13 protein-coding genes are annotated in these 15145 nt (G+C 71.9%); 5 read left to right on the forward strand and 8 right to left on the reverse strand.

What is annotated here, in order from left to right:
• Window positions 1-131 precede the first annotated feature (131 nt).
• The 3 genes from FCH28_RS12020 to FCH28_RS12030 form a co-directional block, all read right to left on the reverse strand.
• Complete coding sequence (locus FCH28_RS12020; protein ID WP_136739794.1) at window positions 132-899, reverse strand: GntR family transcriptional regulator; 768 nt, start codon at window positions 897-899, stop codon at window positions 132-134.
• Window positions 900-975: 76 nt separating this feature from the next.
• Window positions 976-1875: a hypothetical protein gene (locus FCH28_RS12025; protein ID WP_136739795.1), complete on the reverse strand. Its 900-nt coding sequence runs from the start codon at window positions 1873-1875 to the stop codon at window positions 976-978.
• A gap of 163 nt (window positions 1876-2038) precedes the next feature.
• The gene (locus FCH28_RS12030) at window positions 2039-3238 is read right to left on the reverse strand and encodes an ROK family transcriptional regulator (protein WP_136739796.1); all 1200 of its coding nucleotides are present in this window, start codon (window positions 3236-3238) and stop codon (window positions 2039-2041) included.
• Between the two features lie 56 nt (window positions 3239-3294).
• Here FCH28_RS12030 and FCH28_RS12035 point away from each other — a divergent pair, with 56 nt between their 5' ends.
• Window positions 3295-4416: a Gfo/Idh/MocA family oxidoreductase gene (locus tag FCH28_RS12035; RefSeq protein WP_136739797.1), complete on the forward strand. Its 1122-nt coding sequence runs from the start codon at window positions 3295-3297 to the stop codon at window positions 4414-4416.
• Window positions 4417-4474: 58 nt separating this feature from the next.
• On the opposite strand, the gene FCH28_RS12040 is transcribed toward FCH28_RS12035, so the two are convergent.
• The 3 genes from FCH28_RS12040 to FCH28_RS12050 form a co-directional block, all read right to left on the reverse strand.
• Window positions 4475-5332, reverse strand: coding sequence for a fumarylacetoacetate hydrolase family protein (locus FCH28_RS12040; RefSeq protein WP_136739798.1), 858 nt, complete (start codon window positions 5330-5332; stop codon window positions 4475-4477).
• A gap of 137 nt (window positions 5333-5469) precedes the next feature.
• Complete coding sequence (locus tag FCH28_RS12045; protein WP_136739799.1) at window positions 5470-6459, reverse strand: YidC/Oxa1 family membrane protein insertase; 990 nt, start codon at window positions 6457-6459, stop codon at window positions 5470-5472.
• A gap of 129 nt (window positions 6460-6588) precedes the next feature.
• Entirely contained in the window at window positions 6589-6894 is a 306-nt protein-coding gene (locus tag FCH28_RS12050) for a DUF6412 domain-containing protein (protein WP_136739800.1), read from the reverse strand.
• Between the two features lie 142 nt (window positions 6895-7036).
• On the opposite strand from FCH28_RS12050, the gene FCH28_RS12055 reads away from it, so the two are divergent.
• The 4 genes from FCH28_RS12055 (at window position 7037) to FCH28_RS12070 (ending at window position 12357) form a co-directional block, all read left to right on the forward strand.
• Window positions 7037-8983 (forward strand): AMP-dependent synthetase/ligase, encoded by a 1947-nt coding sequence (locus FCH28_RS12055; RefSeq protein WP_136739801.1) that lies wholly within the window; start codon window positions 7037-7039, stop codon window positions 8981-8983.
• Between the two features lie 227 nt (window positions 8984-9210).
• Window positions 9211-9858, forward strand: a complete 648-nt coding sequence (locus tag FCH28_RS12060; RefSeq protein WP_246102668.1) for a DUF4142 domain-containing protein — start codon at window positions 9211-9213, stop codon at window positions 9856-9858.
• A 212-nt stretch (window positions 9859-10070) separates the two neighbouring features.
• Window positions 10071-11531, forward strand: a complete 1461-nt coding sequence (locus FCH28_RS12065; RefSeq protein WP_136739802.1) for a DUF1996 domain-containing protein — start codon at window positions 10071-10073, stop codon at window positions 11529-11531.
• 313 nt (window positions 11532-11844) lie between these two features.
• The gene (locus FCH28_RS12070; protein WP_136739967.1) at window positions 11845-12357 is read left to right on the forward strand and encodes a GntR family transcriptional regulator; all 513 of its coding nucleotides are present in this window, start codon (window positions 11845-11847) and stop codon (window positions 12355-12357) included.
• Window positions 12358-12982: 625 nt separating this feature from the next.
• Here FCH28_RS12070 and FCH28_RS12075 read toward each other — a convergent pair.
• A complete protein-coding gene (locus FCH28_RS12075; protein ID WP_136739803.1) occupies window positions 12983-13201 on the reverse strand; it encodes a hypothetical protein in 219 nt (72 codons plus the stop codon).
• 558 nt (window positions 13202-13759) lie between these two features.
• A complete protein-coding gene (locus FCH28_RS12080) occupies window positions 13760-14572 on the reverse strand; it encodes a PucR family transcriptional regulator (protein ID WP_246102670.1) in 813 nt (270 codons plus the stop codon).
• Between the last annotated feature and the right edge of the window lie 573 nt (window positions 14573-15145).

Genomic DNA, 15145 nt, shown 5'->3' on the forward strand with positions numbered 1-15145 from the left:
GCCGGTCCGGTTGGCGACGCATCGGTGAACAGGCCCGCAAGTTTGGCCTAGACCCGTTATCTATTCGTGATATTAGAGGTGGGGGGTGATGCGTACGGAGGTGCTTAGTCGACCCGCCGCCCGCGGTGGGCTCAGCCCGCCGGCGTCCCCAGATGGGTGGTGAACGAAAACCGGTCCCCCCGGTACAGCGACCGCACCCGCTCCAGCGGCCGGCCCTCCGTGTCCCGCGACAGCCGGTGGATCAGCAGCATCGGGAGTGCGCCCGGTGTGCCGATCAGCAGCGCCTCGCGCGGGGTGGCCAGCACCGTCTCCAGCCGCTCGTCCGCGTCGCCGAAGCCGATGCCGAGCCGCCGGCGGAGGTAGGCGTAGAACGACGAGTCCGGCTCGAAGTCGGTGTCCAGGCGCGGCACCCGCTCGACCGCCACATACGTGCTCTCCAGCCCGACCCGCTCGTCATCGGCGAGCAGCACCCGCTCCATGTGCCATACGGGGTCGCCCGCCTCGATCCCCAGGTCGCCGGCGAGCGCGGCCGGGCAGGGGAAGCGGTCGAGGCCGACGAGATGACGGCCCGGTGTGCGCCCCTGGTCCCGTACGCCCTCGGTGTAGCTGGCGAGGGACAGCGGCTGCGCCAGCTTGGGCCCCGCGACGACCGTGCCACGCCCCAGCCGCCGCAGCCGTCCCTCCAGGATCAGTTCGCGCAGGGCCTGGCGGAGCGTCTCCCGGGAGACCTCGAACCGCGATGCCAGGTCGCGTTCGGCGGGCAGCAGCTCGCCCTCGCCCAACTCCTGGATCAGCGCGGCGATCTCGACCTTCGCCGCGTAGTACTTGGGGATGCGTCCGTGCTCGGGGACGCCGGACCTGATGGGTGCGCCAGGATCCTGGCCGTACGGGTACTCCACGGCGTGATCCTCGCATTGCGGCGGGGCGCGGAGCGGACGCCCCCGGGTCGGCGCCGGCGGGGTGAGTGCCCCCGGGTCAGCGCCGGAGGCCGCGGGCCGCGGCGACCAGTACGACGCCGCCGGCCAGCAGGCCCGCGACCATCACACCGATCCCGAACAGCGAACCGTGCCCGGTGGCGGCGAGTTCCGGCGACTCGGCGGGAGCGCGGGGCGGGCGCTGCGGGCCACCGGGGGACGTACCGGGCTGGGGCGGCCGTCCGGGCGTCGCGGGCGTCATGGGGGTCATGGGGGTCATGGGCGTCGCCGGGGCGGAGGCGCTCGGACGGACGGCGAAGCGGTAGTCGCCGGACTGGCCGATCCATTCGCCGTCGCTGCCCCGGCGCTGGACGGTGGTGACATTGGCGGTGATCCGCTCCGCCGACGTGCCCGGCTCGAACCGCATCCGCACCGGCACGGTCAACGTCCCTTTCCCCGGCACGGTCAGCCCCCTGCCCACACCGCCCCGCTTCTCCTCCCCCTTCTCGTCCCCCTTGCCGAACACCCCGATCTGTTCGTCGAGGTCGGTGGCCTCGAAGGGGACCGGTCGCCAGCCGCCGGCCGTGTCGCGGAACTCCAGGCGGATGCGCGCGGGCCGCAGCACCCGTTGCGTGTCCGTGAGGACGACGACGGGATGGACGTCCTCGCAGGCGGCGGTGGTGGTGTTGCGCAGTTCCAGCCGCCAGGTCTGCCAGTCGCCGCCGGCGGAGTAGACGGCCGGGCCGCCGGAGACCCGCGAGGCGATGGGGAACTCCGGACTGTCCGGACGCCCGCAGGCCGCGGCGGGACCCGGCGCGCGGACCGTCGAGGCGTACGCCCTGCCGACCGTCAAACCCCCGCCGACCAGGCCGGACAGCAGCCCGACGGCGAACACGGCACAGGCTGCTCGGACGGTGCGCGCGCCGCGTGCGGTGCGCAGGCGTGCGCCGGACGAATTCATGGCGGTCCTCCGCTGCTCGGGGTCGCGGTCAGGGCACGAGCAGGACCCTGCCACGCCCACCGCGCGACGCCGGGGGCCTCCGCGTCGTGTGCACCCGACCAGCCGCCGAATCCCGCCTTATCAGATGACTTTTCGTCAGTTCGGGTTGGCGGGACGGCCGCGGTCAGCCGGCGCCCGGCCGGTGTCCGCGCGCCGCCAGCCCCGGATTCCCCGGGCCGAAGAGCGGTGCCAGCACCAGCTGCGCCGCCCCGTCCGCCACCGCCCGCGCCCCGCCCACGGCCAGGGACACCGGCACGGCGGTTCCGGTCCTGCCCCGGGTGCGGGCCTGGGCGGCGAGGACGTCGGCCACGCCGGTCAGGAACCCGTCGGGGTTTTCCAGTACGGTGCGGCCGCCGAGCAGCACCCGGTCGATGTCCAGCAGTTCCACGAGGTTGGCCGCGGCCACGCCCAGCACCCGTGCCGCGCCCGGCAGATCGCCGCGGGCCACCGCCGCCAGGCACAGCGCCTCCACGCAGCCGTGCTGTCCGCAGCCGCAGCGCGGTCCGTCCAACTGCAGGATCTGGTGGCCGAATTCGCCGGCGCCGGTCCGCGGCCCGCGGTGGAGGCCGCCGCCGAGCACGAGTCCGGCGCCGAGCCCGGTCCCCAGGTGCAGATACGCGAACGAGCCGGCGCCGTCCGGCGGCCTCTGGGCCAGGCCGAGCGCCGCCGCGTTGGTGTCCTTGTCGAGGACCACGGGCAGGCCGAGGCGTTCGGCGAGTGCGTCCCGCAGCGGGAAGCCGTCCCATTGGGGGGCGCCGGTCACCCGGTGCAGCACCCCGGCGGTGTGGTCCAGCGGCCCGGGGCAGGCCACCCCGGCGCCCACCACCGGGGGCCCGCCGGCCTCCGCGCGCAGCGCCGCGACCTCCCGCTCGACGGTGGCCAGCACCTGTGCGGCGGCCGCCTCGAAGGCGAGCGGGGCGCGGCGCTCCGCGACCGCGTCGCCCGCGAGGTCCGCGAGGACGGCGGTGAGCTCGTCGCGGTCCAGGTGGAGGCCGATGGCGTGCCGGGCGCCGGGGACCAGCCGCAGTACGGTGCGCGGCTTGCCGCCCGTGGAGGCGCGGCGCCCGGCCTCCGCCGCCAGCCCTTCGGCCCGCAGCCGTGCGGTGATCTTGCTGACGGCCTGCGGGGTCAGTCCGGTGTGCGCGGCGAGCTCCAGCCGGCTGACCCCTTCCTCCCCCGCCGAGCGCAGCAGCCCCAGCACAAGCGCGGCGTTGTGGCCACGGAGGGCGGGGAGGTTGGCTCCCGGGCCGGCGGCACCCCGGCCCTCGGCATCCGGGAAGTCGGGGCCGGGGCCGGCGTCGGTCTCAGGATCACTGCTGGTCACTCCCCCATTGTCGCCACCACTTGCGCTTTGGCAACAGCGTTGCGAAAGTGGAGCGCATGAGCGACCCCCGCGACGCCGCCCCGGCCGACCCCGCCGGCTCCCCCCACACTCCCCTCCGCGTCGGACTCGTCGGCTACGGCCTGGCCGGCTCGGTCTTCCACGCCCCGCTGATCGCCGCCACCGACGGCCTCGTACTGGACACCGTCTCCACCGCGAACCCGGAGCGGCAGGCCCAGGCGCGCGCCGAGCACCCCCAGGTCCGTACGGTCGGCTCCGCCGGGGACGTGCTCGCGCGCGCCGCCGACCTCGATCTGATCGTGCTCGCGTCCCCCAACAAGACCCATGTGCCGCTCGCCACCGCCGCACTGCGCGCCGGGCTGCCGGTGGTCGTCGACAAGCCGCTCGCCGCGACCGCCGCCGAGGCCGAGGGGCTCGCCGCGCTCGCCGACGAGCGGGGGCTGCTGCTCTCGGTCTTCCAGAACCGCCGCTGGGACAACGACTTCCTGACCGTCCGCAAGGTGATCGAGGACGGTTCGCTCGGCGAGATCCAGCGCTTCGAGTCCCGCTTCGAGCGGTGGCGCCCCCGGCCCAAGGGCGGCTGGCGGGAGTCCGGCGACCCGGCCGAGATCGGCGGTCTGCTGTACGACCTCGGCAGCCATCTCGTCGACCAGGCGCTGGCGCTCTTCGGCCCGGCGGCGTCGGTCTACGCGGAGTCCGATGTCCGCCGTCCCGGCGCCGAGGCCGACGACGACACCTTCATCGCCGTCACGCACACCAACGGCGTTCGCTCACACCTGTGGGTGAGCGCCACCACCGCTCAACTCGGCCCGCGCTTCCGGGTGCTGGGCAGTGACGCGGGCTATGTCAAGTACGGCCTCGACCCGCAGGAGGCGGCGCTGCGGGCGGGCCTGCGGCCCGGTGCGGACGGCCTGCCGTGGGGCGTGGAACCGGAGTCCTGCTGGGGTCGGCTGGGCGCCGGCGAGTCCCCGCAGACGGGTGGCGGCACGCCCGTCGCGACACTGCCGGGCGACTACCCGGCGTACTACGCCGCGATCGCCGATGCGCTGCGCGACGGCGGCCCCCCTCCGGTGCCCGCCACCGAGGCCGCGGCGGCACTGCGCGTGCTGGAGGCCGCGAAGCGGTCGGCGGCCGAAGGGGGTTCGCTGCGCCTGGGCTGAGCCGGCCTGGTGCCCGCCGTCTTGTCGGCAACCAAACCGGCTCAGGCCCGTGGCGGCGTCAGGCGTCCTTGAGCACCTGCCGCTGCCTGCCCAGGCCGTCGACCTCCAGCTCCACGACATCCCCGGGCCGGAGGTACGGCTTGGGCTCCGGCTGGCCCATGGCCACCCCGGCGGGGGTGCCGGTGTTGATCACGTCGCCCGGGTACAGGGTCATGAACTGGCTGACGTAGCGGACCACTTCGGCGACCGGGAAGATCTGGTCGGCGGTCGTGCCGTCCTGTTTCAGTTCACCGTTGACCCACAGCCGTACGCCGAGGGCCTGCGGGTCGGGCACCTCGTCGGGGGTCACCAGCCAGGGGCCCAGCGGGTTGAACGTCTCGCAGTTCTTCCCCTTGTCCCACTGGCCGCCGCGCTCGATCTGGAAGGCGCGCTCGGAGACGTCGTGCGCCACCGTGTAGCCGGCGACCGCGGCCAGGGCCTGTTCGTCGGTCTCCAGGTAGCGGGCCGTACGGCCGATGACGACCGCCAGCTCCACCTCCCAGTCGGTCTTCTGGCTGCCGCGCGGCACCAGCACGGTGTCGTCGGGGCCGACGACCGTGTCCGGGGCCTTCATGAAGATGATCGGCTCCTCGGGGATCGCGGCACCGGTCTCCCGGGCGTGGTCGTGGTAGTTCAGCCCGATACACACGACCTTGCCGATCCGGCCCAGCGGCGGACCGGTGCGCAGCCCGGCGCCGTCCAGGGCGGGCAGCTCGCCGGACGCGGCGGCGGCACGTATCCGCGCCAGCGCCTCGTCGTCGGCGAGCAGCGTTCCGTCGATGTCCCGCACCAGGTCGGACAGGTCCCGCAGAACGCCGTCCTCGTCGAGCAGCGCCGGGCGTTCCGCCCCCACCGGTCCGACTCGCAGCAGCTTCATCGGTACAACTCCCGTGGTCGAAGGGTCGGCCAGGAAGGGTCTTCCGGGCCGGCCGATGGGGGACGGCCATCGAGCGATTTGGCTGATCGTCCAAGAACGAGGTCCAGTCCGCAAGACCTCGTTCACGGACTGGACCGTTACCGAGGGGTAGAACGGGGCGTACCGGACTCGCCCGCCCGCGTCCTTGCCCGGGCGGCCCGCTGCCGGGCGGCCCGGGACTGGTTCTTCGGCGAGCGCCTCCGCGGGGCGGGGAGCTCCGGGGAAGGGGACGCGGGGGTGGCGTCCGTGGCCGTCGTGGGCTCGGCCGGGCCCGGGGCCGGGGCCGCCTCCGGCTGAGGCCCGGCGGCCCGCACCTCCTCCCCCTTCTTCCCGTCCTTCTTGCCGTCCTTCTTGCCGTCCTTCTTGCCGTCCTTGTTCCCGCCCCGGTGCAGCAGCGCCCGCTCGCACGCCGTCCAGGTCGTCGTCGTGACCATGTAGAGCCCGGCCGCCAGCGGCACCACGGCGACGGTGATCAGCGTGCCGAACGACAGCAGCGGCATCACCTTCGCCATTCCGCCCATCCCGGGCAGCGTGCCACTGCCGCCCGCGGCCGGCTTCGGGGCGGCGGCCATCGTGGCCCGCGCGCGCCGGAAGTTCCACGTGGCCACCGCCGCGATCAGGACGAACAGCGCGAGATAGACCAGGCCCTGCGGCCCGAAGACCCCGCCGTCGGCGAGCGCCTCGGTCCAGTGGCCGCCGAGCGGCGCGCCCAGCAGCGCGTGGTCGAGCAGACCGCCGCCTCCGGTGGAGAAGAGGTGGTACATGACGAAGAAGACGGGCAGCTGGAGCAGGGTCGGCAGGCAGCCGGCCAGCGGCGAGGCGCCGGCCGTGGCGTAGAGGTCGGCCATCGCCTTCTGGAGGCGCTCGGGATGGTTCCTGTGCTTGCGCTGGAGCTCGGCGAGCTGCGGGGCGAGGGCGGCGCGGGCCTTCTCGCCACGGGCCGCGGCGCGGGCGAGCGGGTGCAGCGCGGCGCGTACGCCGAGGGTGCACAGAACGACGGCGACAGCCATGGCCGCGGTGCCGAAGAACGGTTCGATGGCCGCGGCGGCGCGCGCCAGCGCATCGCCGAGAATGCCGAATACGGACATGAGTGAGCCCTCCACGGGTCTCGTCGTGCCGGAAGGAGGCCCCCTGGTGACGGTGACGTCAGGGGGAATCGGGAATCGGCGTGACGAGCCGCGCGGGGCGCGGCGGGACGGCGGAAGGCCGCCCGGCGCCTACGCGGCCGTCGGGAGGGAACGCCCGGGTGCTCGCGGCCGGGGCCGGCCCGCCGCGTCGGGATCGCGCTGCGGCAGGAACGCCGTACGCCGCTCGCGGTCGCGGATGGCCGTACGGATCCGGCCCGGCGGTACCGGGCGGGCGAAGGCCGCGATGAGGAAGGCGCTGCACAGCAGCAGCACCGCGGCGGTGGTCGCGGCAGCTGTCAGAGCTGTCGTCAGACCGGTCTGGGCCAGCAGGAGTCCGGCGAGGAGGAAGAAGATCGCGGAGGTGTAGAGGCGCCAGGCGTCCACGATGCGGTACATCCAGCCCCCTTTTCGGCCTCACCGGACTTGTCGTCTTCCGCTCAAGAGTAGCCATACGTCTGGGCAGACGGGTGACCGGCCGGTAGCTTGCCCCTCCCTGCCGCTGGGACGGCGGCGATCGGGGGATCACCTAGGAGGTGCTGTGCGCGACATCAGCGTTCCGGCCCTGGCGGCTCCACTGCGGTCCGGCGGCCTCGCCGATTCCGTCTTCGACACCGCCGAACAACGCCCGGACTTCGCCCAGCTCGCCCGCCGCGACGCCGAGGGGGCCGGCTGGCGGGAGGTGTCCGCCGCGGAGTTCCGCGACGAGGTCATGGCCCTGGCCAGAGGGCTGCTGGCGGACGGGGTGCGGCCGGGCGCCCGGGTCGCTCTGATGTCCCGTACCCGCTACGAGTGGACGCTGTTCAGCTATGCGCTGTGGGCGGTCGGCGCGCAGCTGGTGCCGGTCTATCCGACCGCCTCCGCCGAGCAGCTGCGCAGCATCCTCGCCGGGGCGCGCGTGGCCGCGATCGTCGTCGAGCACGAGGCGCAGGCGATGACCGTCGCCGCGGCCTGCGACGAGAGGTCCGGGCTGCGGCGGATCTGGCAGCTGGACCGGGACTGTGTGCGCCGGCTGGCCGAGGAGGGCACCCGGCTCGCGGACGCGGATGTGCACCGGCTGCGCCATGCGGTCACGCCGCGCTCGATCGCCGCGATCGTGTACACGTCGGGGACCACCGGACGCCCCCGGGGCTGCGTGATCACCCACGCCAACCTCGCCTCCGAGTGCGACACCCTGCACGCGGGCTGGGGCGAACTCCTCGCCGCGCCCGGCGAGCGCCCGTCCCTGCTGGCCTTCCTGCCGCTGGCGCACATCTACGGGCTGATGCTGCAGGTGGCCTGCATCCGGGGCGGGGTGCTGCTCGGGCACCAGCCGGATCTGTCGGTGGACGCGCTGCTGCCGGCCTTCGCGTCGTTCCGGCCGACGGTCGTCTTCGCGGTGCCCTATCTCTTCGAGAAGGTCTGCGACCGCGCCCGCCGGGCGGCGGAACAGGCGGGCCGGCGGCGGCTGTTCGACGCGGCGATGACGGTGGCGGTGCGGTACGCGGAGGCGGTCGCGGAGCAGGCGCAGGGCACCGGGCGCGGCCCCGACGCGTTCCTGCGGGCCCGGCACGCGGTCTACGAGCGGCTGGTGTACTCCCGGATCCGGGAGCTGCTGGGCGGCCGGGTGCGTACCGCGGTCTCCGGGGGTTCGCCGCTGCGCCGGGAGCTGGGGCTGCTCTACGCCGGCGCCGGGATCACCGTCTACGACGGCTACGGCCTGACGGAGACCACCGGCGCGATCACGGTGCAGCCGCCGGGCCGGGTGCGGTTCGGGACGGTGGGCCGCCCGCTGCCGGGCAGTTCGATGCATCTGGCGCTGGACGGCGAGGTGTGGGTGCGGGGCTCGGTGGTGTTCGCCGGGTATCTCGACGAGGGCGGCAGGCCGGGCAGCGGGCTGTACGACGGCTGGCTGCCGACCGGTGACCTGGGGCATCTGGACGAGGAGGGCTATCTCGTCATCACCGGCCGCAAGAAGGACATCATCATCACCAGCAGCGGCAAGAGCGTCGCCCCGCAGGCGCTGGAGCAGCGGCTGCACGCCCATCCGCTGATCTCGCAGTGTGTGGTGATCGGCGACAACCGGCCGTATGTGACGGCGCTGATCACCCTGGATCCGGAGGCGCTGGCGCACTGGCGGCAGCTCAACGGCCTGGATGCCACGGAGGGTTCCGGCCACGGCGACCGGGGGCGTGACGGCCTGGAGCTCTCGCCCGAGGAGCAGGTGCGGGCCGAGGTGCAGCGGGCCGTGGCACGGGCGAACAGCTCGGTGTCCCGCGCCGAGTCGATCCGCGCGTTCCGGATCCTGCCGGGCGAGTTCAGCCAGGAGGCCGGGCTGATGACACCGTCGCTGAAGCTGCGGCGGGCGGCGATCGTCCGGGCGTACGCGGCGGAGATCGACGCGATGTACGCACAGGGCGAGCGCGACATCCGCGAGTCGCGGGCGGAGCGACGACGCGCGGCGGCACGCGGCGGCTGGCGCGGCGAGGGGCTGGCGTACGGGCGCTGAGCAGCACTGACGTACGTGCCCCGAGCAGCACCGACGCACGTGACACCGCACGGCTCAGCACCACGGTCGTCACCGCATCTCCACGACTCCTGACCGCGATCCGCACCGTAGCAGTGTCTCGGCGGGCCCGGCCGTTATTTGTCCAGGGGTGAGGACCCGCGCCCACGGGCCTTGCGCGCGGCCTACCGTCCGGTGGCAATTCCAGTCGGGACGAACCGGGAGGCCGTGTGCGGTCGATCGTCAGCAACTCCGCGATGTCCGGACGGACCATCGCCACCGGCCTGGTGGTGTGCGCGCTCGTGGCCACGCTCGGGGCGCTGCTGCTGCCGGTACAGCTCTTCGGGGAGAACGCCGCGGTGGCCCAGAGCGCCCCGTCGTGGGACGACGACGGCGGCGGCACGTGGAACACCAAATACGGTCCGCTGACCGCGCTGGACCGGGACTTCGTACGCAAGGTCAGACTCGCCGGCCTGTGGGAACTGCCGGCCGGCAGGCAGGCCCAGGAACGCGGCGGAACCGCCGCGGTGAAGACCGCGGGCAACCACCTCGTCATGGGCCACACCGAGTTGGACCGGCGGTCCATCGAGACGGCCCGGGCGCTGCGCATCCAGCTGGCCAATCAGCCCAACGACATGCAGCAGGGCTGGCTGGCCCAGCTCAACGCCGCCCAGGGCGCCGAGTACGACCGGCTGTTCGCGCAGATCGTACGGCGGGCGCACGGCAAGGTCTTCGGACTGGTGGCGCTCGTACGGGCGCAGAGCGAGAACACGATGGTGCGGAGCCTGGCGACCCGTGCCAATTCCGTCGTCCTGGACCACATCACCGTTCTGGAGAAGACCGGGCTGGTCGACTTCGCCACCCTCAACTCGTCCTGAAATCCGGTCCAGGACTCCCCTCCTGGCAACCCCGTACCAACACCCACACAAACACCCACACAAACATCCACACAACGCCCCTCACCCACACCCCACACCCACACCCCTCACATCGGACAAAGCGAAGTGATCTCATGAGCCAACGGCAAGGGCAACGACAACGCCAAGCGCAGCAAAGCTCTGCTCATAAACGCTCACGTTTCACGAACAGAATGCTTGTCGCCGCGGCCGCCCTCCTGCTGGGCGGCGGCGGTCTCGCGGCGGTCGCCACCACCGCGCTGGCCGGCAACTCCGACCCGGAGGCGACTGCCGGCCACGAGCACACCACGGCAGCCACCACGATCTCCTGCCCCGATGTGGGCATGAAGCTGCGGCAGGTGCCGAGCGGCGCGAAACTTCAGGTCTCCAAGGGGCTGGCCACCCTGGACCGCCAAGTGCACGACGCCTACCACCAGTGGATGGAAGGCGGTGACAGTGAGGTGCTCAGCCGGCTGAAACAGAAGCGGGCGTCGACCATCGGGACGATGGCGGACGCCATCGCCAAGAACACCTCCGCACAGACCGACTACCTGTCCAAGCTGGCCACCTGCACCACCAAGCCCACGGGCGTGGACGGCGCGGATTCCGTGAAGTCGACGGACGGCGACGGAAGCCAGAGCCAGTACTACTGGCAACAACAGCAGGACCAGACCCAGGACCAGAGCCAAGACCAGAGCCAGGACCAGAGTCAGGACCAGAGCCAGGCGCCGCAGCCGGGTCAGGACGGCGGGCAGCAGGGCCAGATCCAAGGCGGCCCCTCCCCGGAGGACTTCGCCGACATCACCTCCGTGGAGCCGAACGCCGGCAATCCGCCGTTCGCCGCCCCCCGGGGCGACGGCGCCTCCACCGGCACCTTCACCACCGAGTGCGGCCGCAACGAAGAAGGCCACTTCAACTCCGACAACGTCATCGTCACCCCGGGCGTCGGCAACGGCGCGCACCACACCCACGACTACGTCGGCAACAAGGCCACCAACGGGTTCTCCAACGACCGCAAGCTCGCCGAATCCGACACCACTTGTAACAACGGCGATCAGTCCGCCCACTACTGGCCGGTGCTGCGCAAACTGGACGGCACCTCGCTGGACCAGCCGGGCGCCGGTCGCGACGGCAACAACGGCTCCGTCCTGACCCCGTCCACGGTGACCCTTCAGTTCCGCGGCAGCCAGGTCGGCCAGGTGCAGGCGATGCCGCGCTTCATGAAGATCATCACCGGCGACGCCAAGGCGTTCACCAACGGCACGGCCAACGCCAACGCCTCCTGGAGCTGCACCGGTTTCGAGGACCGGCAGCTCAAGGACAAGTACCCGATCTGCCCCGACGGCTCCGAGGTCGTACGGACCTTCGCCTTCCAGAACTGCTGGGACGGCCAGAACATCGACAGCGCCAACCACCGCACCCATGTGTCGTTCTCCGACCAGGACGGCCGCTGCCCCGACGGTTTCACCGCCATCCCGCAGCTCGTCCAGCGCATCACCTACGACGTCCCGGAGGGCCAGGGCTTCGCCGTGGACAGCTTCCCGGAACAGCTGCACAAGCCGGTGACCGACCACGGTGACTTCATCAACGTGATGCCGGACGATCTGATGGCAAGGGCGGTCAACTGCATCAACAACGGCCAGAACTGCAACTGAGAACAGCCTGCCTCCACCGAGGCATGATGAGCCGAAGACCCCCAACTCCGGTTACCTGCCGAGGTTGGGGGCCTTCTGGCGTGCGGATCCCCTAGGGGACGCCCCCGGCGGATCCCTGAGGCCGGGGAGGCCGCGTCTTTCGTGAACAGCAAGCAGATGCGCACGGCATTCGCCAACCGGTAGCTCCCGCCTCGCCCCGGCTCCCCGCGCCGCGGCGTACGTCCCGCAGACCGACGGCCATATCGTTGCAGCGCGAACGTACGCCTACCGCGCAGGAGGACCCGTGGACACCAGCGAGTGGGTCAGCACGTCCATGCCGTACCTGACACCTCGTGAGAAAGGGCAGTCCGACGCCTGGGGCGCGGAGACCGCCGCGCGTGGTCGTCGGGGCAGCCAACGGATCGTCCACGCCGGTGAGATCGCCGCACCCTCCGAGATCGCGGAGTTGCTCGGCATCGCCGAGGGCGAGCACGTCGTCGTACGCCGCCGCGTCATGTATCTCGACGACCAGCCCTGCGAGTTGACCGACACCTACTACCCGGCCCACATCGCACGCGGGACCCGACTGGCCGGGACCGCCAAGATTCCCGGCGGCGCGGTCTCGCTCCTCGCCGAGCTCGGGCACATCGGTGCCCGGGTCCAGGAGGACGTGATCGCCCGGATGCCCGGCGACGGGGAACGCGACGTGCTGCGCACCGAGGCGGACGAACCGGTGCTTCAGCTGACACGGGTCACCTTGGACGGCCACGACCGGCCGATCCAGGTCGACAGAATGGCCATGCCCGGAAACCGCCAGCGGTTGCGCTACGAGATCAGGGTCGGATGACCGGGCCCAGGGCCAAGGCCGGGCATCTCTATGAGTCCCGTACGAGTTCACGCCGGAGTGAAGCCCCCCGGCAACGATCCAAGTGGCGAAGACTTCCGGGTTCTGCCATGGGTGGTGTTCCAGCAAATGCGGCCCGATGATCTGCACTCCGGCCGCCCGGGGCGCACAACAGGACGGCGCTACGGCGCAACGTCCGACGTCCCCCCGGCTCAACCGGTCGCTTCCACGAACAGGCGGCGGTAGAAGGGGCCGAGGCCGTGGGGGATGGTCAGGGACTGGGCCGTCTCCTCGGCGGGCAGGCCCCATCGCCGGCCGTCTTCGCTGACCACGACGATGGCGCGCTCCAGGGATCGATCGCCCGCTGAGAGCCACGCCGCCCCCCTGGCAGGCCTCACACCATAGGGGGCGTGGGCTCTGATCGCCATGCCTGTGCGGCGGGTTGGGGGGTGGCCGGCTTGTGGGGCGTCGCCGTGGAGCGCGTCCGATGGGTTGGGGGAGAGAGGGTGAGTCGGGGCAAAAGTGCCGGCGTCCCGGGAGTTCGGCCTCGGGCGCCGGCTATGGGCGCGGCTTTAGCGAGGCGGGCGCATTGCCCGCCTCGCCTGGCCTGAGTGCGTGCGGATACGCGTCAGTTGCACAAGATGCTGATGAGGATGAGGTGGCAGTCGCCACCACCACCGGCCGGCTTGGCGGGGGAGGCCTTTGTGGCGAGGTGGGAGGCGGGTGCTGCCGGCGCGGCGGAGGCGGTCGTCGACGCCCCTGCCGCAAGGGCCATGGTCAGGACAGCGCTGACTGCGAACGCGCGCGAGACAGCCTTCTTGGTGCGATCGATGTGTTTAGTGATCATGTGGTCACCATGCACGCCCTTGTGGGACTTCGCGCGCTGAGGGTGTCCGACCGGGTGAGTGCCGTCCGGGTGAATCGTGGGATGGGGCGATCGGGTGGTCGGTTGATGGGGTGGTCGGGGGCCCTGACGGTCAGTCCGCTGCCGGCGCCCTGCCGGTCCGGCAGCGGGACTGACGACCGGTAGTGGAACCGACGCTCCGACGGGATGGGGCGGGGCGGTGGGTGCCCTGCCCTGAGGGGCATGGAGGCCGGCGCCAGCCCGGAAATCGCGAACGGGCCAGCTCGCGGGAAATGGTGGGAAGTTGGGCCTCGGCAGGGCACTGGGCGACGCGCACGCTGCGGGGCGAGGGCGTCCGTAGCCCGCGCAACGTCCCCGGGCCGAAGGGGACTTGCCTCGGCCGTGCGCTCGCTCCCCCACGGCGACCCCGAACCCGGATGGGAGTTCGGGGCCACCGCTGAGCGCCGTTCCGCGTCGGCTCCGGCTTCAAGCTCGGCGTCGGCCTAGCCTCGGCTTCCGCTCAGTGGGACAGGTGTTGCGTACCGGTTTTCCTCCGGTGCCTCATAGGCCGTTCACCCGGGCCTCCCGTGCCATGCCCAGTGGTCGGATGGTGGAAGCGACGGCCCGTGCGCGGCGGCCGGCTCGGGCGCGGTAGCTGCGGACATGCGCCATGAGGCGGCGGCTGCGGAGGGCCATTTCGAGCTCGAAGCGGGTGCGGGGGTCGCGCAGTGCCGGGCCGAAGAGCTTCTCGATCTGGCGGAGGCGGTAGCGGACCGTCTGCGGGTGGACATGGAGGAGTTTGGCGGCTTCGGGGGCGCCGCCACCCTCCAACCAGGCCAGCAGCGTGACTTCGAGTCGTTCGCTCTGGCGGGGTGTCAGTTCCTCCAGGGGACCGAGCCACCGGGACGTCAGTGCGTCCGCGAGCGACTCGTCCTGAAGCAGTAAAAGGGCGGAGAGGTGGTCGTCCACGAACGCGGGGCGCGATTCGGGGCCGACCCTGCTCGGGCCGAGCGAGAGCAGATAGCGGGCCCAGCGCAGCGAGGACGCGGCCTCGGTGGCGGGGACCACGTGGCCGACGGCCGCCATTCGGCCCTTGAGTGCCGCCTCCAAGCGGGCTTTGGTCTGGGTGGCGGGGTCGGGGACGAACAGGCAGGTGTCACCCTCGACGTTGCCGATCAGGGCGTGGCCGAGTGCGGCGGCCAGTTGGGGTGCCTCGGCGGGGGAGGCGAGGACGACGGCCTGGAGCGTGTCGGGGACGGGCCAGCCGGCCGCGCGGGCCAGCTCGGTCAAACCGCCTTCGGGGACGTCACGTTGTCCGGAGAGCCCGTCGAAGAGGTCCTGGCGGGCGCGGGCAACGGGCATCGGAGTGACCACGGATGGCACCGTGGGCCGTTTCGTCTCTGATGTCTTTTGGTACCCGAGAACTGTCAGCAGGGCCTGTTCCAGGGCCCATTGGGCCTCTTCCACGGGGGTATCTCCGAGAAGTGCCGCCATTTGCGGAAATCCGCGTTGCAACTCCGCGACCACCTTCTGTGCAAGGCCCGGGATTTCCTTTCTCAGTTCCCGGGGCCACTCGCCTCGGGGACGCGACCAGATGCGGTTCAGGAGATCACACATGGCTACCTCGATCCTGGCGGGGATGCGGCGGGGGCAGGCTTCTTACTGCCCCTGCGCCTGACTCGGCATCATCCGGAGTCACCGTGTGCGACCGCGATGCCAGTGCAGGAATTTGTCACAGCGCGCTAAACCTTAGGAAATCCAGAGGGGGTTCGTAGATGCTTTTGCTCAATCGGATTACGGCCCTGAGTATCCACTCGGTCACAGAATGTTGAGTGTTACCGGGGGTATCCGAGCAAAAGCCCCGGTGCAAATACCACCCCCGGGTGATTTCACCGAAATTCGGTTCCCGCATCCCGTGCCCCCACCGGGAGGTTCGATGTCTGCTCC

This window comes from Streptomyces piniterrae, assembly GCF_005048155.1.
Lineage (GTDB): Bacteria > Actinomycetota > Actinomycetes > Streptomycetales > Streptomycetaceae > Streptomyces > Streptomyces piniterrae.

Excerpts from the sequence above, each read along its gene's own strand:
- FCH28_RS12065 (WP_136739802.1), top strand. The coding sequence starts at position 10,071 with ATGCTTGTCGCCGCGGCCGCCCTCCTGCTGGGCGGCGGCGGTCTCGCG.
- FCH28_RS12035 (WP_136739797.1), top strand. The coding sequence starts at position 3,295 with ATGAGCGACCCCCGCGACGCCGCCCCGGCCGACCCCGCCGGCTCCCCC.
- FCH28_RS12075 (WP_136739803.1), bottom strand. The coding sequence starts at position 13,201 with ATGATCACTAAACACATCGATCGCACCAAGAAGGCTGTCTCGCGCGCG.
- FCH28_RS12025 (WP_136739795.1), bottom strand. The coding sequence starts at position 1,875 with ATGAATTCGTCCGGCGCACGCCTGCGCACCGCACGCGGCGCGCGCACC.
- FCH28_RS12040 (WP_136739798.1), bottom strand. The coding sequence starts at position 5,332 with ATGAAGCTGCTGCGAGTCGGACCGGTGGGGGCGGAACGCCCGGCGCTG.
- FCH28_RS12050 (WP_136739800.1), bottom strand. The coding sequence starts at position 6,894 with ATGTACCGCATCGTGGACGCCTGGCGCCTCTACACCTCCGCGATCTTC.
- FCH28_RS12070 (WP_136739967.1), top strand. The coding sequence starts at position 11,845 with ATGCCGTACCTGACACCTCGTGAGAAAGGGCAGTCCGACGCCTGGGGC.
- FCH28_RS12045 (WP_136739799.1), bottom strand. The coding sequence starts at position 6,459 with ATGTCCGTATTCGGCATTCTCGGCGATGCGCTGGCGCGCGCCGCCGCG.